Raw genomic sequence first — 15,906 nt, 5'->3', positions numbered from 1 at the left:
TCGATCAGGAGTTTTTCAGAAGCTGGGCGCGGGACATTTTGACGGTGGCGGCACCGCCCGCGCCGCCGAAGGTTGTGCGGAAGCGAAGGCTGCCAGAACTGTCCGTCATTGAATTGCTTGGCACGCTGGCCTTGCCGGTTTTCATCACGCCCCCGACCAGGTCGGCCTGATCGTAGAACTGATATCCCCAACCCGCGCCGCTATTGACGGTCGCGTCGCGCTCCAGCGTGGAAATCGCGGGGAACACGGACCCATCACTCAAGGCGCATACCAGCTCATGGCCCTTGACCATCGACATGCCCGTGATATCGACTTGCGCCGCCGCTTCCAGCACATCGCCGGTTGTGACGCGGCTGCGAATGTCCTGCCCTATCAGCGTAAATCTGGAGCCATCGGCGGGTGCGTTCAGCGCGCTGACGACCCAGTCGTAGCCGTACCCGTCCAGCCGTGGCACCAAGGCCGAGGTGATACTTCCGTCCGCCCAGGCCCCGGTTGTTTCTATGATCCAGTCGTCTGGCAGACGGCCGCTAACTATCCCACCAGACGGTAGCGGATCACCTGTGGCAATCATCAACGGATTGTCGAGAAGCTGACGGCTTGCGGCCGAATTGTCGTAGGTGTCGGCCGCCGATGCAACCAGAATATCCATGAGCGGGAAGCCCGCCGCAAGCAGGCGCTGCGCCATTAAATATCCGGCATGTCGCGCACCAAAGGGAGAGGGGTGGATATTGTCATCGTCTTGAAGCCAATATTGCTTTGCTGATCCCGTGGCCGATAGCGGGTCCACAAACAGACCGGCAGCATCTACGGCCATCAGCCCGCTTTTGTAGCCGGGGGCGCGCAGCATGGCCCGGTTGACGCGGTTCAGCGTAGCAATATTCGCCGGTGTGAGGTCCGCATGGCCATCATGCCATGTCGGATCGGTCAGCCACAGCGTTCGGATACCGGCATCCTGCAGAATGCCAAGAATTGAATTGGAACTGTCCTGCGTTTCCGTGCCGATCTGGGTAGCGATGATCTCGGCTGCGGTGCGGCCAACATTGATGGAGTTGCAGGTGCCACCCATCATGAAACACCATGCCGGGTCTTTCGCGACGACATCGTTAGCCATGCGTGCGATGATTTGAGCATCGTTCTCGCCGCCTACACCGGCGTTCCAAATCCAGTTGATCGAACCGCGCAGATAATAGTCCGCCCACGCCAGCCATCCGAGGTCGGCTTTCCGGGCGGTGCCCCCGTTCGGGTTGCTCGGGTTTGTCGGGCTGCTCCAGCTATTCTGCTGCGTCTTTGAGTGGCCTTGGGTGACTACCGAATTTGCAGGCCGCGATTGCTTGAGAACGGCGGCCTTGTCGAGGGAGTCGCCTTCGTTGCTCGCCCCCGGTGGGAGGATACCAAAACGATGCTTGTCGGTGAAAACGATGCCGTCGATGCCTTCAATCAGGCTAACCGTCAACGGACCCACCGTGAATGCGTCCTTTTTAATGCTGGTATACGGCAGGCGAAGTTCAAGATCATCGAACGGGATGAATGCTACCTCCATCCTGTGCGCATCAACAATGGACAGGCCCGCGCCACCGGCAGAAGCGAAGGCCGTAAAAGGACCGACAGTTGCTCGATCAGCGGCTGCGGTGAGAAACGGAAATTGTGTTGAGCGAGTGGCGTCGAATGGAATGAAGCCAACCTCATTGCTGGCCGAGTCCGTGAATACGATCCCATCAACACCGTCAATGCTGCGAAAAATAACGCTCAGTTCTTGCAGTCTTACACGCTCCTCTGCCGTCATGCTGACCTTGGTTTCGCCATCCGCAACCTGATCGGCCGTCAAGTTGTCCAGGCGAAACGCTTCAACCGTTCCGGCCTCAAACCGGATATCACGGCTATTCACGGCAACCGCAATGACCGCACCGTTACCGACTGCAATCTTACCGTCAGTTGTCGAGACAACAAAAGTATCACCCGAATAAATCGTGCCACTATCCGAACGGATAGCATCCATTGACAGATTAATCTGCCCGGAAGACTTTACCCGGCCCCAACCGTTAGGCAGGATTTCGTCAGCATAGCAGAAGCCTGCGAAGGTTGACGCATCATCCGCCGGGGTCATCACCTGAACGTAGGGGCGCCCGGCATCCGCCCAACGAACCGCTGCTTTTTGTGGGATAATAACGGACGACAGGTTACAAACCCGTTCTTCTTCGGTCGGAAATTCCGGCCGATAATTGTTATTCAAGTTAACAAGTTCAATCGTGGCAGTGGAGCCAAGCGCGGTCTGCGCGGCCGTCAGCCATTGGGCGCTGTTCATACCCGCATCAAACGTAAACGTTACAGGCGATCCGCCGTCAATTGTGACGGTGAAAGGATCAGTAACAGTAAGCCGTGCGCTTATCTGCGTTACAGCTTGGTCGTTATTCGGGCCAACATTACGAGTAGCAATATCATAGTAACCCGTAACCGATGCGGCAACGTTTGTTGCACCCGCGCGGGTTGCTCGTTTGTCAACCGGACCAAGCAATTTATTAACGGCCGCTGCTGTATTATTCACGACAACAGACGAGCCGGGGCCTTTCGTGGCGCTGGTGATACGCAAGGCTCTTGAGCCGTCATCATCCAAAACAAACGAGAACGGGGCATTTGCGTGGCCAACAACGCTAAGGTTGATCTTGAACGCGGGAATTTTAAGCGGATCGGTTTCGTTCCATGGGGAACTACCGACAATGAGCGCACCGTTCAGGTTTGCGCCGGTAATATCGAGGCGGTCCCGAACAAGCGCAGACGTAACCATATGACGAAGGCCACCGACACTTGCACCGGGATCAGTGAACTTCGGTCGCGCGCAGAAAGCGGCATTAATGAATTCGATACGGCCGGGTTTTTTGGCGAGAGGGTCACCGTGACCGATGGCAGCATCGTAATTCCAAGCGATGAAATTAACGCCATTAAAGATTTTATGGCTCCCATCGGAAAGACCATAACCAAGGGCGGCGGTATTGCGCCATGCGCTGGCTATGTGATCGTTCCCGTCATGCTGGAAAACATAGTCTTCCCAGACCATTTTTTGATTTTTATAGCCGTTCGATCCGTCGTCGGTGTGGATGGCATATCGCATACCAAAGCCGCCGACATTGCCATTGGTGAAATAGCCGCTGAAATGGAAGTCGGACGCGCTATTGCCTTCCACATCGGGCAGCGAAGTGCCAACCGGCTGTTGCAGCAGAATGCGCGGCCTTGTCGCTCCCACGCCGATAACAATGGCGTTCTCGAACGGCGGGAAGAACGGCCGGGTTGAAATGGTCGAAGTCGTCGCCGTGATCGTGCCGGACAGCAGGACATCCTGATAGGCAACCACATTGGCAAAGGCGCTGTAGAGGTTCGTGAAGTCGCCACCGCTCAGCGCGACGCTGACCTGCTGGCCAACCGGACGTTCCTGCCGCCGCGCCCAGAAATTGCGCTGCAGCGCCATCGTCGCCTGCGCCCCGGTCAGCGATCCTTCAGCCGTGGAAATGATCTCCAACCGGACATCATCGAACTGCCAGTCCTGATCCGCCGCAGCATTGGCCGTGCTGATGTTGTTGACGGTGATCGTGATCTGCTCGGTGCCGGGGTCGAAAATGCCTTCGATCACCGCGACGAGACGGCCCGGTCGGATGTGCTGGGTCAGGGCGCGATATTCGTTGAGAGGCCCACCACCGGTTGCGCGGACATGACCCGACGCCAGAATGTCCAGCTTGCGGTCAAAGACGGTGCTGGTCTTGAGAACGACGGTCAGGCGGACCCGTGCGCCGCGCACCAGAACGAAGTCCTCAGGCGCCACCAGCGTAAAGACCGACATGCTGTTGCCGGCGCCAGTGTTGCCCGCGAGGATGCGCAGGCCGTTGGCATAGCCCTTGGTCGCATCGCGCAGGACCACGACCGTGCTATCGACCGGGCCGAGGCCTTTCTGCCCGACGCCGTTCTGAAATTCTCCAGCCAGCGAGAGGCCGAAGCGTTCTGCCGACTTCTGCGCCATCGCGAGGTCAAGCGTCGCGGCATTGTCGCCCACCACGCTATAGGACACCGAATTGAGCGTCAGGCTTGCCGCGCCTGCCGGAGCCGCTGGCGGGACAAGGGCGATGATCCCGAGGTGATCCTCGGTGCCCAAGACCGTGTATTCGACCAGTCGGGTGAGCAGGTTGCCGACCTGGCCCTCGTAGACGAGGCTGCCGCCCGCGGTGCCGGCGAAGTGGCCGATATCGACAAACTCGGCAGCGAGGCCCTTAGTGGCGAGGAAGTTGGCCGACGCCGCATAGGTCGCGAGGATGCGGATCGTCTTGCCTGCGAGGCTGGCAATCGTGCGGGTGTCGTGCAGAGGATAGGCGATAAGCACTGCCCCTGCGCCCGTCTGGCCCGATGCGATCGTGAAGCCGATCTTCGCATCGTCGCTGTCCGTCGTCACCGTCACACCCGCGATCGGCGTCGGGCTGTCGACGTTCAGGCCCTTTACGTCGGGGAGGAGGTTGCCGGTGGAGAGGGCGGCCAGCGTGAGAATATCTTCGATGCCAGTGCCCGAGAGATACCACGGGGCGGCGATCCACGCGCTGCCGGTCCACTCATAGAAGCCGTTCGCGGGGTCCGCGGCACTGCCGTTGTTCAGGTAGACATAGGCCAGCGCACCATCGTCCTGCGACGTGTCGGCGTCCATCGCGGGGACGTCGCCATAGCGCAGCAGGCCAGAGCCGATCGTCGCGAGAAGCGTGTCCAGCTTGTCCAGGCCGGCGCGGATTTGCCCCTTGTCAGGCTCGTTCTCGCCCGACGCTGGAATCCCGGCGGTGACGAAATCGCGCCAGGCAACTTTCAGGTCATCAATGGCCTGGCTCATTCATAGCTCCCGGTCATGTCTTCCACCAGCATGAGGGAGCCGGTGGCGAAGCGCGGGCCGCTGAGCGGCGCCGACATGTCACCGGACAGCCGCATCACGCAGCGAGGGTCGGAGAAGTTGAGTTCTGTCCCAGCCGTGACGGCTTCGCGCAGCGGTGGGCGGAAGGTGATGTCGTCGCCATCGATTGTCGCGATCTCATAGAGGCGGTCGCGCCAGGTCGGATGGTTGATGCTGAACCGCTCTCCGGCGATGAGGGGCTTGCCGAGCGTCACGATATCCATGGTCATCGACGTGGCGCGCAGAGGTGCGTTCGCGGCGGCCCTGACCTCGCAATCCCCACCGCTGTAGAGGCTGCTATCGCTGAACGGCGAACCATCGCTGTGAGGGACATGCTGGCGAGACGCTACGGGCTGGTGGCGGGCGTCGCAGATCGGGAATATGATCGCGCGCGTTCCGCCGTTGAGAAGCGCCCGAAGCGCGCGCCATGACAAAACCTTCTCACGACGGTTGAGCGGCGCGTTCTGATAATCAGCGACCCACCGGCCGCCTCCATCCGTGGCAATCACGCTTTCGTCGCCGTTGATCGCTATCCCGCCCGAAATGACGTTGGCGCGGACCATCATCTCGCGCGAGGCGAAGCTGAACTGGCACGTCGGGAAGGTCGCGAGCATGCGCGCAAGCGTGGCCATAGCCAGGGTGCCAAGCTACGGACGGGACAGTTAAGCGACCGTCACCGCGCTTGTCCCGACTGCCCCAGATTGTGCGCCCGATGCGCTAAACGCGCGAACGAAATAATAATATGTCCCGGCAGCGATCGTATCGACATAGCTTTGTGTGGCGCCAGGCGCTGACGGTAGATCCCCGCTCGCAAGAGCCGCGCCGACGATGGTGTTCGTGCTGTTGCGATAGACCCGACTATAGGACAGGTTCGCCGAGCTGGAGTTTGTCCATTGGATCGTCGCTTGGCCGGTTCCGCCAGTGCCGGAAACAGACGCCGGCGGCGATGGTGCGAGGGCTGCGGTTGAGGTGCTGACCGATTCAATGGCCGACCATTCCGAGCGCCGGCCATCGCCAACGCCATAGGACACGGCGACATCAATGCTGACATCAGTGGGGACGAGATTGGTCAGCAGTACCGCCGCCGGGCCGGGATCGATGTCGGTATATTCTTGTGGGACCCATGTTGTGTCGGTGGTGATCCGCCAGCGCGCATACCAAGTCACGTCATCGCGGTCGAAGCCGTCGACGGTGATCCGCACCCTCGCATTGGCGCCGCCTTCACCCAGCTCAGCTTCGGCATCCGTGATCGTCGGAGTAGGCAGGGGCACAACCGCCGGCCGCGCGCCGACAGGGGCTGGTTCGCCTTCCTCGGTTGCGGCGTTCCAGGCGTCGACATTCGGGTTGGCGCGCACCCAATCGAACTGGACGCCGGTCTGCGTCCGCTTGATGCGCACGATTTCCGCCGGGCCGGAATAGAAGACGGTCCCGGCCTCTTCGATATGGAGAGGGATGAAGCGCTTACCCCTGATCTTGCGCCCCTTGGGGTTGGTCGCGATCGTGCCGCGATATGGCGCCATGGTCTTGTCGAGCAGGCGCTTTGCCAAACGGGCTGCCTGCGCATGGCTGGGCACTGCGTTGTCCAGCGTGGTCGGCTTCTCGCCCACCTCGGCGATGCTGCCCTCGTCGCGCCAGTCACTCGTCGGGACGCTGGTGAAATCATGGTCGGAGGACAGATAGGTCAGCGCGACGACATTGGCCTGGTCCTCGTCAACGATCCCGTCGTCCATCGACCACGTGACGATCTCGCCGGGGCCGATCAGGTCATCAGGATCAGGTTCGACATAGCGACCGGACCATGGGACCAAAGCGCCATCCGCGCGCGTCGTCACCATGCCGTCGCAGCCCGCAAGCAGGTTGCCGAGCGTCACCTTGTGCGCATCGGTGTGCTTGTGGGCCAGAGCGACGCAATAGCGTGGCTCAGTCCCGCCGCCGATCCAGCGCAGCACCGTGCCGGCCTTGTAATCGTCGCCAAGCGAAGAGGTCAGTGTGACGATATTGCCGCTGACGCTATCCACCACCTTGTCGATGCCATAGGCCGCGAGCGTGACGGTCTTGCCGGGCGTCAGGCCCTCAACGCTGGTCAGCTCAATGCTGGTGTCGCCGGAATCCACATCGTCCACGAAGACGCCAGCGCCGTGATAGACCTCCATCGGGGCATCGCAGTCATCGGCGAAGGCGGTCCAGTAGGCGAGGGTCGGCGCGAAATGGGTGTCCCAATCCTTGTTGTTGCGGACGAGGTAATAGTGAGCGATGCAGAGGGCGTTGTTGTCCGACCATTTCCAAGTCGTTGGATCATTGATGTCCTGTGTTGGGTCGCGCCAGTCGAAGACCAACTGGGCACGCGCAACGATCGACATGGCATTCGCATCTGGCCCGCCGGTCGGATAGACATCGTTGTAGTTCTTGGCTTTCACCGGCTTGGAGATCATGCAGCCGGTCGCCACGCCGTCGCCACGATGGTTTGGCGTCCAGATGCCGGCCAGGCGGGCGATAACCTCGGCGAACGCGGTTTCGGTGGTCAGCCCGAGCCGCGTCCCGATCTGGATGGTGTCGCCGTCGCCGAACTCGCCGTCGTTCTGGGCAATGACGAAGCCACCGCCGTTCAGCTTGACCTGCTTGTCACCGAGATAGATGCGCTCGATGAAGTCGAGCTGGCCGTCATGGAAAGCCCAGACATCGACCGCATAGCCGTCGTCGTTCGTGACGTAGAGGATATAGGCGCCGAAGAGGCGGACCCGCCCATAAGCTGACACGCGCGCCGGCATGGGCGTCTTGATCGACCGTTCCTGCTGCTCGGGCTTTGGCCCCTTCGGTTTGTAGAGGACCGCCAGCGCCAGCGCGGCTGCGGCAGCGATGGGCTGTCCACCGGGGATGAAAGCGGCGCCGATGGCCACGATCTGGAGCGATAGCCGGCCCAGATCCCTGTCGATAATGCTGAGCGGCGATACGATCGCCCTAACGACACCGCCCATCAGACCCTCCAGATCATCAAAGGATCGCCCGGCGCGCAGATGAGGCCATGGCGATGGACGCTGGCCCAGCGCTGACCGGTCCAGATTCCGGTCGTCCGGTTGTGGCCGTCGTCGGTCGGCGCGTTGAGGATTGCCGCGTCGCCCACCTGCGGCTCATCGACCACAGGCAGGCCGATCGCCTCCATGCCTCGTTGCCAGAGCGGCAGAAGCCCGCGCCCAAGCACGATGGTGCGAATGGCGCTGCGCTCGCTGTCATAGACGATGCCGGTCGCCTCCATGGCGCTGGCGTGGCCACGAAGCACCAGCCATCGGTCGAGCCATCGGGAGCAGTCGTGCGTCTGCCAGTCCCATGCCGGCCGCTTGACCCGGAGATATTCGCCAAGCTCCATCAGCGCGGCCCGAACCGGCGCAGCACGCCCTGGTAAATCTGGGCCACATGGCTGAAGATCGCGTCGGTGGGCGACTTGCGACGCTGATCCGCATCGGTCCAATATGCCTGCGGGGACCGGTTGCGATCCGTGTCCTCGGTGGCGATCGAGAGGGTAAGGACGCGGGACCGGCCTTCGTCGGTTTCCTCGCTGCTGAAGGTCAGCTTGTCGGCGCGGAACACATTGTCATATTCGACCTCTTCAAGCTGCCAGTCCTCATCGAAATAGAAGCGGACGAAATGGACCTTGGCGCCCTTTACGGATGCCGCTTCGCCGATCGCGATGGCGAGAACCTCGGCGCTGACACCGGACAGGCGGATATCGATGCGCTCGGCCTGGCCGTTGATCGGTATCTCGAAGTCGGGCGCGTTGAGCAGTTCGCCGCCGCCGAGATAGATGGCCGGCGCGTCCTCCACGATGTCGGCGGGAATTTCGAGGTCGCCGAAGCCACCCCAGAGCCGGGCCGGGGGATCGGAGGCGATGCGGATGCCGAAGGACTCGTTCATGCGCTCAGCCCTTGAGCTGCTGATATTTGAACATCGTGCCTGGGGTGGATTGCTGGCCCTGCGCGTAGGAGGCGGCGCCGGAACGGGCAGACGCATCCCTTGCGATGGGTGAGGCAACCCGCGCCGAACGGGCGTCAACCGAACCCCAGAACTCTTCCGCGCCGGGGCCGATGTAATTGATGACGGTGGTGGAGGGAGACGTGCCCCCACGCAGCGCTTTGCTTCCTACGCTCAGCGTCTCACCCCGCGTGACGTTCGCAATCGGCCGACCGTTCAGCGACAGGGTGTTGCGGTCAGTGCCGCCGCGACCGCCGAGGACGCCAGAGCCGCCCGAGGCGAAGCCAACGCCGGTGCCGGTTTCGCCGCCGCCTGGCGTGCTGCCACCAGAAATGATCTTCCCGAGGGAGCCGAGCAACCCGCCGATCCCGCCCTGCTGATTGAGGGCATTCGCCAGCGGCTTGATGACGTTCTGCTGGATGAACATGTCGATGATGCCAGTCAGGAACGGGTCTTTCACCCCGAGACGCTTGGTGATGCTGTCCCGGATGCCGTCACGCACATAGTCCAGCTCCTGCGTGATCAGTTCCTCGACCTGATCCTGCGTGCTGGTTTCGTCCATGCGGCGACGATAGCGGGCAAGAGGGCCTTCATTGTCCCGCTCGATCGACGCGCGGTCATTGGCCATCTGGCCGCCAAGCGCGTCAATACGCGTCTGGAAGGCATCGCGTTCGGCCTGAGACGTTGCGTTCTTCTGCTGATATTCGAGCTGGCGGCGCCGCTCTTCATACTCAAGGTTGAGTAGTTCAAGCTGGACCTTCTGGCGCTCCTCGCGGGTGCCGGCCATGCGCTCCTGCCATGCCAGGGCGTCGTGCGCGATGTCATATTGCGCCTCCGCCTGCATGTTGGCGGCGTCCTCAAGGCGCTTCTGCAGGTCGCGCATGACAGCGCGCGGGAGCAGGCCGCCGCCGTCGACAATAATCTCGTCGCCCTGGCCGGCTGAGCCGTAGAGGCGGTTGATAACGTCGATCCGTGCCTGGCGCTGCTGGTCGGAAAGCGTCTTGTTCTGAGCGATTTCAGCAAGGCGTTGCTGGCGCTCAATATCCAGCATTTCGCGCTCAAACTGCGCCCGCTCTTCGATATCATCCGTGAGCGCAGACTTGGCGCGCAGGATATCGATCTGTGTCTGGCGGTCTTCCTGCGCGTTCTGGTAGGCTTCGCGCGCAGCCTTCTCCGCCTCGCGGGCGGCTTTGCGCTCGGCGGCCTGCCGCTTCTTTTTGTCGGCGTCGGATTCGCCTGACGTAGCGGACGGGCCTTTGGCTGGTCGGGGAGGAGCATCAACGAGCGGGTCAGCCGCCATGATGAGCGCCATACGGCGCTGCACGTCAGATTCCGCCGACCTCTTATTGAAGGTTTCCTGCAAACGGCTATCGAACTTGCCATTAGCGCCGAACCGGTTCGCAATCGACGGACCTATATTGAGCAGATCATCAAAGGCCCCAAGGATTTCGCTTATCTCCTTGCGGCCATTCATGCTGAAATTGCTCAGGTCGATACCGAGCAAGCGGAAAGCTTCAGCGCCCGCCTCGATCAGCGGATCGAAGGCATCACCAAGCCCCTCAAGGGTGCCGCGAACAGATATGCCGAAATCCTCGGCTCGCTTCTCCAGATCAGCAAAGCCGTCTGCACCATCCACAAAGAAGTTGGCCAGCATCGTGGAGAACTCGCCGCCACGGTCAAACCCTGAGAACGTCGTCAGCGCGGCGTTGTAGACCCGCGTCATCGCATCATCGAAGGTCAGTGGGAGTTGCTTGAACTCAGCATCTATCCCGGCGGTGAACTTCTGGTCCGTCAGCGCACGCAGCAGCTTGTCCGAGGTCAGCTTGCCCTCTTCACCCAACTGCTTGATCTGGCCGATCGGCTGCCCCATGCTTTCGGCTAGCAGACGGGCGAGACGGGGGGATGCCTCAAGGATGCTGTTCAGTTCGTCACCGCGCAGCGCCCCGGCGGCAAGTGCCTGGCCGAACTGCAGGGTGGCGGATGCAGCCTGATTGGCATCTGCACCGCTGATCTTGAGCGTCTTGGAGAACGTCTCGGTTGCGCGCGCCGCCTCGGCCTGCGTGCCGCCGAGTTCCTTCGCCCCGCGCACGAAGTTTGCATAGAGCGACGCGGTTTCGGACAAACCCGACCGCGTGTCATTGGCGATCCGGTTCACGTCCTTCTGTGCCTGGCCGAACGATCCAAAGCCCTGCGTGGCAAGCTTAAGCGTTGCGTCGAGCTTCTTCGCTTCGTCAGCCAGCGAGAGAAATTCTTGCGTCAGGCCAACTAACGTGAAACCGGCCACAGCTGCCTTCATGTAGGCGAACGCTCTAGTAACAACGGCCTCAGCAGCACTCGAGCTGCTTGATATCCCATCCATGGCCTGATCGAACTTTGCCTCAGCGCGAGCCAAGTCTGCCTCGTAGCGATCAAGCCGGGCCTCAAGCTCGACAACGACGCGATCGGCGGTGACGGCCATCAGTGGATCTTCCCAATGCCGGCGCGCTCCATGCGCAGGAACATGCTGCTCACGTCATCGGCGGACGGTGGCGCTTCCTCGCCGTCCTCATTGGCCAGTTCATGATGATGGATCAGCGCGGCATATTCCGGCATGGTGATGGCCTCCGCATCGCTCAGGCTAAGCCCGAGGGTTCGGCAGTTGTGGAGGACGAGGCCCCAGTCGATTTTCGACGGCTCGGTCGCTTCACCGGGGCTTTTTTTTTAGCCTGTTGCGCGGGCGCGTATCCGACATAGAGCGCAGCGATGATGGCCTTTGCGGTCAGGTGATGTTCGGCCAGGGCGTGGCCGTCGACATAGTTCTCGATGAGGCTGTTCGCGCGAAGGGCGGTTACATCGATCGCCTTGCCATTCACTTCGCCTTTGGCGCCACCGATTAGGCCCTGGCGCAGCGTCTCAATGACATCATGGATCGACCAGCCACCGTGCATCAGCCGATGCTTCACAAGGTCGATCGGCCCGGCCTTTTCCTCGATTTCGATGATGCGCTTGATGGGCAACCGGAACAGATAAGTCCCGTCAGCGAAGGGCAGGGCGATCTCGGTTTGCATGGGGGAACGCTATGTGCGAGGCATGGCGCGGTGCTACGAACGGGAGAGGTGGCTTGAAAACGTGCCCGCGATGCAGAACGAGAATCGACACTCGCGCGAGCAGATGCCCGCAGTGCAGCGCCGACTTCACCAAGGGTGAAATGCTAAGCGGTCAGTTTGAGGCTCGCAAAGCAATTGGAGGTAAGTTGTTCGGCTTCCTCGTGATCTTGATCCTGTTTGTGATTTGGATGAACCATGGGGGTATTGAGCACTTGGTAGAGGCAACCGCGCCTTCACCGAAATAGGGCGGCCCGAAGGCCGCCCCATTAGGCGATCAGCTTCCGTCCCTGCTCGATCATGATCCTGCGGTCGGCGTCGGTAGGAATGCCCCCTTCTTCATATTGAGCGATGAACTTCCGAATGAAATCGCGCTGCGTCGGCGGCTCCCAATCGTCCAGTTCGTGGATGACTTGGATATAGTCGTCCTCCTCCATGCGATTGGCGTTGACCGCATCGGTGGCCGCATAATAGCGCTCGACCGGATCGAGGCCGCAAGAGAAGGTCTGGGCGAGGGCTGGTGCCGCGATAGCGACGGGCGCCACCAACGCGGCGGTGAGGAATGCGCGACGGTCGGTCATCATGCCCTCCCCATCATATATTCGGCCAACGCCTGCTCGCTCTGGCTAAGCAGCAGATAGGAGCGGAGACCTTTCTGTTCGACCGACTGCGCCCAAGGCTGGGCTGGGGCATGACGCAGTGTGACAGCGCCATCCTCGATCGACGCTCTGCCGCCAGCAGCCTCCCAGGTGGAAAGCCATGCGGACGGATTGAACGGGTTGGCGAAAGCTGGATGAACGGATATATGGGCATGAGCCATGGTCGATCTCCTATTCAGATCGTTCAGGGGTTAGGAGCGGCGCTGGGAGGGCAATCCCGGCGCCGTTCTGTTTTTAGTGGGCGGTGAAAAGCTGATGCAGCTTGGCCAAGCCTTTGCCGGTCACCAGCGCCGTGACGCTCCGCTGCAAGCCCTTTTCAGGATGCTCCCAACTGCCGATTTTGACATCGAGCAGGCCGGAATTGATCTTGTCCTGATAAGGCTCGTTCGTCCGCGTCAGCCAGCCCTTCTGGCGAAGGAAGGCAGCGAGACGCGTCCTCCCGGTGCCGAGCGTCTTGGCCGCCTGGCTGATACTGATCGCGTCGGGCGCGGCCGAAACCTGATCGGCGAAGGCGACTTTGGGCGCATCGCTGGCGACGCGCGTTTCAAGCGCGATGACCTTTTCGACGTTTTCGAGCAGCAGGGCACGCAGAACCGACTTGTCGTTCAGCATTGCCTCGGGCGAACGGCGATCTTCCAGAAGCTGCCAGCGGTCGATGATCGCGGCTCGCATGTGGACATCGTAGCCAGACACGAGGATCAGGCTTTCCCGCTTGGGCAGATTGAAGCAGGGGCGGGCAGTGTTGTCCTGCCCGGTGTAGCTGCCCCCAAATTTGGGGAGAGCTTCTTCGCCATGCAATTCCACCAGCATTTTGCGGGTGTCACGCATGACGTGGTCATGCCGCTTGCCGGTCAGTTCCGCGATCTCGCGGCTGCTCATCGTCTGAGGCTGGCTATTCCCGCCAAAACCTCCTATCGTCATGTCATTCATAAGGTTTGCTCCTATGAAAGGCGTCGGCCCCAGGTTTCTCAGGCTGTGGGGTTCGACGCCGTTTTCTCCGACTTCACGTATTCTGTCAGAACCATGGTCGCCAGATTTGCGATCGATCGGTGCCGTGCGATTGCAAGCGCCTTCAAATCATCTCGCAACCCATCCGGCAGGCGGATTTGCACTTTGGTCATTGCTTGACTGGGAGAATGCTTCGTCATTTTTTCCTCCTTTCCACCGCGTGTCTCGGTGTGCCCATATGTGCCCATTAATAAGTGCACGTCAAGTGCCTATTTGTGCCCACTTCTATTTTCCGTGGGCGTCCGTATACCGGGGCAATGAGTGAAGATTCGCGAGTAAGAGACCAATCCAAGGTCCAGATCCGCATGAGCGATGATCTGAGGCAGCGACTGCTAGAGGCGGCGTTCAAATCCGACCGTTCTCTGAACGCTGAGATTGTGGCTCGTTTGGAAAAGTCCTTCGATGCCTCGCCTATTGATGAGCCGATCGTAGAGGCGATCGAAACGAAGCTCGGCGCGCATGAGCTGGAGATGAAAGACATCCGCGCGACGGTGAACGAGATGCGCGCAATGCTCGCCAAAATGAAAGACGCCGGTCTTTAGTCGCAAATAAAGGGCGGCCTTTCGACCGCCCCTCAAGGTTCGCTGGCAGATGGAGAGCGTCAGGGGTTAGTGACGAACGCGACCGGGCCTGCGCCGCTGATCGTGATGCTGATGTTCACATATTCGCCGTTGTTGCCGGTGATGTTAAAGTCGGTAACGATGCCGGGGCCTGCATAAAAGCCGTCGATCACTTCGCTGCCGGTTGGTTCATCAAACACGAAGCGAAAATTGGTCGGATTGCCGCTGTCAAACGCGGCCTGGAGATCGGCCAGAAGCGAACGGTGCAGCAGGCCCGAGCCGGTGATGGTCCAGTCTTTCGCGCCGATATCGCGAACCGTGATCGGCGAAGCATCGGGATCGGCACAGTCCCAGTCGACGGTGTCATTGGTCGCGCGGGTCTGCTGGAAGCCCTTGGTATTGATGCCGCACATCGGCGCGAAGACTTCGGTCGGGGTCGCGCCATCGCCCATCGCGATATAGACGCGCGTCGATTTCAGCTTGTCGGTATAGGCCATTCCGCAACTCCAGCGAGGATTTGCGGGCAGGCTATGGGGGAGGGGGCTGGCGATCTACGGACGCTAGGTTGCGGTGGCGCGCACTGTGACCATGCCATGGTATGCATCAGCCTCGGCGCCGTCCTCAATCACCTGCGTCTGGACCGCATGAACGCCCAGCGATTCCCCGTCGCCAAGATCGACATCATCGATGCCGCCGACGATGCGCACGATATGGCGATTGATGGTCGCAGCCTGCGCTTCGGGGTCCGGCACAGTGGGATTGACCAGTTTGGTGAAGCAATGGATCACGCCGGACTGCTCCGATCCGCTGCCGCCGTCCAGCTCGGCCACCGTGCCGATCAGCATCGGCACGCGAATGAAGGGGAAGACGGGCGAGGCGGGGGGCTTGCCAGGATAGATCCGCGTCGCCGGCACGATCGCGGTCAGTTGCGCGTCAGCCTTGAGGCTCGCTATGATCTTTCCCCTGACCGACAGGGATGGGTCCAGCGTCGTTGTCATTTATCGGCCCCATCCATGATCTGATCCCGAACGATTCTCCCCACATGGTGAGCATCGTCAGGTTTAGCCATTCCTCGACCTGTTCCCAGGTCGGCATTTGCGGGGGCTGCTGCATCGGCAACAGCCTTACCACGACGCTTCACCTCTGTCGCCCTGCCTTTGGCAATGGCGCGCTCTCCGACCTCGCGTTTCACCGTCCCCTCGTAGCCAGCGGGAAAATGGGTCATGGCACGCGATGGCCATTTGTGATCGTAATCAGCGTTGAATTTTACCCTCATAGAGAACCTCCGCGCGCCACGCGCTTTACCGCATCCTGCACCAGCGCCGTGGCCTTCTTGCGGTTCTTTTCGGCCGCAGGTTGCATGAATGGGCGCGCGGCCATCTTGGAGGTGCCGAATTCAAGAGCCGCGCTATAGGTGGCGTTGCTGCTAACCTCCGCCTCAGTAAGACCGGTGCGCTCGGATCGGATGTTGGCATCGTCAGCGAGGTTGCCAGTATCGTTATTCGGCGGCTCTCCAGGTTTGGACGGAGTATGGTTTTTCCCGCTGACTGAGCCGGCCGTTATGCTGATTTGAGCATCGCGGCGAATCAGATCGGCCGCCACCAACACAGCCTTACCCACTTCACGCACCATCTCTGCCGAGCGGATGCGTTTCAGGCGGGCCTTATGGGCCTTCTGGCCGGTGATCTTAACCACTGCCACGCCCCGTCAGATTGATC

At 60.9% G+C, this 15,906-nt stretch carries 17 protein-coding genes; 1 reads left to right on the top strand and 16 read right to left on the bottom strand.

The window, feature by feature from the left end:
• Nucleotides 1–4: 4 nt before the first annotated feature.
• The 12 genes from GGQ90_RS08805 to GGQ90_RS08755 form a co-directional block, all read right to left on the bottom strand.
• Nucleotides 5–4,855 (bottom strand): SGNH/GDSL hydrolase family protein, encoded by a 4,851-nt coding sequence (locus tag GGQ90_RS08805; protein ID WP_188081789.1) that lies wholly within the window; start codon nucleotides 4,853–4,855, stop codon nucleotides 5–7.
• A complete protein-coding gene (locus GGQ90_RS08800) occupies nucleotides 4,852–5,478 on the bottom strand; it encodes a hypothetical protein (protein ID WP_223178169.1) in 627 nt (208 codons plus the stop codon). Before GGQ90_RS08800 ends, GGQ90_RS08805 begins: the two co-directional genes overlap by 4 nt.
• Nucleotides 5,479–5,574: 96 nt before the next feature.
• Nucleotides 5,575–7,887, bottom strand: a complete 2,313-nt coding sequence (locus GGQ90_RS08795) for a phage tail protein (protein WP_188081787.1) — start codon at nucleotides 7,885–7,887, stop codon at nucleotides 5,575–5,577.
• Nucleotides 7,887–8,276 (bottom strand): DUF6950 family protein, encoded by a 390-nt coding sequence (locus tag GGQ90_RS08790; protein ID WP_188081786.1) that lies wholly within the window; start codon nucleotides 8,274–8,276, stop codon nucleotides 7,887–7,889. The genes GGQ90_RS08795 and GGQ90_RS08790 overlap by 1 nt, the downstream gene beginning before the upstream one ends.
• Nucleotides 8,276–8,821 carry a hypothetical protein gene (locus GGQ90_RS08785; protein ID WP_069338324.1) on the bottom strand — a complete coding sequence of 182 codons (546 nt, stop codon included), beginning with the start codon at nucleotides 8,819–8,821 and terminating at the stop codon, nucleotides 8,276–8,278. The genes GGQ90_RS08790 and GGQ90_RS08785 overlap by 1 nt, the downstream gene beginning before the upstream one ends.
• A gap of 4 nt (nucleotides 8,822–8,825) precedes the next feature.
• The gene (locus tag GGQ90_RS08780) at nucleotides 8,826–11,336 is read right to left on the bottom strand and encodes a tape measure protein (protein ID WP_188081785.1); all 2,511 of its coding nucleotides are present in this window, start codon (nucleotides 11,334–11,336) and stop codon (nucleotides 8,826–8,828) included.
• Nucleotides 11,336–11,470, bottom strand: a complete 135-nt coding sequence (locus GGQ90_RS29670) for a hypothetical protein (RefSeq protein WP_268801853.1) — start codon at nucleotides 11,468–11,470, stop codon at nucleotides 11,336–11,338. Before GGQ90_RS29670 ends, GGQ90_RS08780 begins: the two co-directional genes overlap by 1 nt.
• A gap of 20 nt (nucleotides 11,471–11,490) precedes the next feature.
• Nucleotides 11,491–11,925, bottom strand: coding sequence for a gene transfer agent family protein (locus GGQ90_RS08775; protein ID WP_188081784.1), 435 nt, complete (start codon nucleotides 11,923–11,925; stop codon nucleotides 11,491–11,493).
• 305 nt (nucleotides 11,926–12,230) lie between these two features.
• A complete protein-coding gene (locus GGQ90_RS08770) occupies nucleotides 12,231–12,542 on the bottom strand; it encodes a hypothetical protein (protein ID WP_223178168.1) in 312 nt (103 codons plus the stop codon).
• The gene (locus tag GGQ90_RS08765) at nucleotides 12,542–12,781 is read right to left on the bottom strand and encodes a hypothetical protein (protein WP_188081782.1); all 240 of its coding nucleotides are present in this window, start codon (nucleotides 12,779–12,781) and stop codon (nucleotides 12,542–12,544) included. Before GGQ90_RS08765 ends, GGQ90_RS08770 begins: the two co-directional genes overlap by 1 nt.
• A gap of 73 nt (nucleotides 12,782–12,854) precedes the next feature.
• Complete coding sequence (locus GGQ90_RS08760) at nucleotides 12,855–13,499, bottom strand: phage antirepressor KilAC domain-containing protein (protein WP_223178167.1); 645 nt, start codon at nucleotides 13,497–13,499, stop codon at nucleotides 12,855–12,857.
• Nucleotides 13,500–13,588: 89 nt separating this feature from the next.
• The gene (locus tag GGQ90_RS08755) at nucleotides 13,589–13,768 is read right to left on the bottom strand and encodes a ribbon-helix-helix domain-containing protein (protein ID WP_188081780.1); all 180 of its coding nucleotides are present in this window, start codon (nucleotides 13,766–13,768) and stop codon (nucleotides 13,589–13,591) included.
• A gap of 117 nt (nucleotides 13,769–13,885) precedes the next feature.
• Here GGQ90_RS08755 and GGQ90_RS08750 point away from each other — a divergent pair, with 117 nt between their 5' ends.
• Complete coding sequence (locus GGQ90_RS08750; protein ID WP_281391427.1) at nucleotides 13,886–14,170, top strand: Arc family DNA-binding protein; 285 nt, start codon at nucleotides 13,886–13,888, stop codon at nucleotides 14,168–14,170.
• Between the two features lie 59 nt (nucleotides 14,171–14,229).
• Here GGQ90_RS08750 and GGQ90_RS08745 read toward each other — a convergent pair whose 3' ends face one another.
• The 4 genes from GGQ90_RS08745 to GGQ90_RS08730 all read right to left on the bottom strand — a co-directional run bounded on the left by GGQ90_RS08745 (nucleotide 14,230) and on the right by GGQ90_RS08730 (nucleotide 15,883).
• Nucleotides 14,230–14,685, bottom strand: coding sequence for a phage tail tube protein (locus GGQ90_RS08745; RefSeq protein WP_188081778.1), 456 nt, complete (start codon nucleotides 14,683–14,685; stop codon nucleotides 14,230–14,232).
• 63 nt (nucleotides 14,686–14,748) lie between these two features.
• Nucleotides 14,749–15,186: a tail completion protein gp17 gene (gene gp17, locus GGQ90_RS08740; RefSeq protein WP_188081777.1), complete on the bottom strand. Its 438-nt coding sequence runs from the start codon at nucleotides 15,184–15,186 to the stop codon at nucleotides 14,749–14,751.
• A complete protein-coding gene (locus GGQ90_RS08735) occupies nucleotides 15,183–15,464 on the bottom strand; it encodes a hypothetical protein (RefSeq protein ID WP_188081776.1) in 282 nt (93 codons plus the stop codon). Before GGQ90_RS08735 ends, gp17 begins: the two co-directional genes overlap by 4 nt.
• On the bottom strand, nucleotides 15,461–15,883 hold the full coding sequence (locus GGQ90_RS08730; protein WP_223178166.1) for an HK97-gp10 family putative phage morphogenesis protein: 423 nt from the start codon (nucleotides 15,881–15,883) through the stop codon (nucleotides 15,461–15,463). Before GGQ90_RS08730 ends, GGQ90_RS08735 begins: the two co-directional genes overlap by 4 nt.
• Between the last annotated feature and the right edge of the window lie 23 nt (nucleotides 15,884–15,906).

The sequence above is a fragment of the Sphingobium scionense genome (genome assembly GCF_014197035.1).
In the GTDB taxonomy this organism is placed as follows: Bacteria; Pseudomonadota; Alphaproteobacteria; order Sphingomonadales; family Sphingomonadaceae; genus Sphingobium; species Sphingobium scionense.
This window is presented reverse-complemented; position numbering and strand designations above follow the sequence as displayed.

Bases quoted from the DNA above. Each gene is read 5' to 3' on its own strand.
- GGQ90_RS08760 (WP_223178167.1), bottom strand. From the start codon at position 13,499: ATGAGCAGCCGCGAGATCGCGGAACTGACCGGCAAGCGGCATGACCAC.
- GGQ90_RS08750 (WP_281391427.1), top strand. From the start codon at position 13,886: ATGAGTGAAGATTCGCGAGTAAGAGACCAATCCAAGGTCCAGATCCGC.
- GGQ90_RS08785 (WP_069338324.1), bottom strand. From the start codon at position 8,821: ATGAACGAGTCCTTCGGCATCCGCATCGCCTCCGATCCCCCGGCCCGG.
- GGQ90_RS08805 (WP_188081789.1), bottom strand. From the start codon at position 4,855: ATGAGCCAGGCCATTGATGACCTGAAAGTTGCCTGGCGCGATTTCGTC.
- GGQ90_RS08765 (WP_188081782.1), bottom strand. From the start codon at position 12,781: ATGGCTCATGCCCATATATCCGTTCATCCAGCTTTCGCCAACCCGTTC.
- gp17 (WP_188081777.1), bottom strand. From the start codon at position 15,186: ATGACAACGACGCTGGACCCATCCCTGTCGGTCAGGGGAAAGATCATA.
- GGQ90_RS08735 (WP_188081776.1), bottom strand. From the start codon at position 15,464: ATGAGGGTAAAATTCAACGCTGATTACGATCACAAATGGCCATCGCGT.
- GGQ90_RS08755 (WP_188081780.1), bottom strand. From the start codon at position 13,768: ATGACGAAGCATTCTCCCAGTCAAGCAATGACCAAAGTGCAAATCCGC.
- GGQ90_RS29670 (WP_268801853.1), bottom strand. From the start codon at position 11,470: ATGCCGGAATATGCCGCGCTGATCCATCATCATGAACTGGCCAATGAG.
- GGQ90_RS08800 (WP_223178169.1), bottom strand. From the start codon at position 5,478: ATGATGGTCCGCGCCAACGTCATTTCGGGCGGGATAGCGATCAACGGC.
- GGQ90_RS08780 (WP_188081785.1), bottom strand. From the start codon at position 11,336: ATGGCCGTCACCGCCGATCGCGTCGTTGTCGAGCTTGAGGCCCGGCTT.
- GGQ90_RS08795 (WP_188081787.1), bottom strand. From the start codon at position 7,887: ATGGGCGGTGTCGTTAGGGCGATCGTATCGCCGCTCAGCATTATCGAC.
- GGQ90_RS08775 (WP_188081784.1), bottom strand. From the start codon at position 11,925: ATGCAAACCGAGATCGCCCTGCCCTTCGCTGACGGGACTTATCTGTTC.
- GGQ90_RS08745 (WP_188081778.1), bottom strand. From the start codon at position 14,685: ATGGCCTATACCGACAAGCTGAAATCGACGCGCGTCTATATCGCGATG.
- GGQ90_RS08770 (WP_223178168.1), bottom strand. From the start codon at position 12,542: ATGACCGACCGTCGCGCATTCCTCACCGCCGCGTTGGTGGCGCCCGTC.
- GGQ90_RS08790 (WP_188081786.1), bottom strand. From the start codon at position 8,276: ATGGAGCTTGGCGAATATCTCCGGGTCAAGCGGCCGGCATGGGACTGG.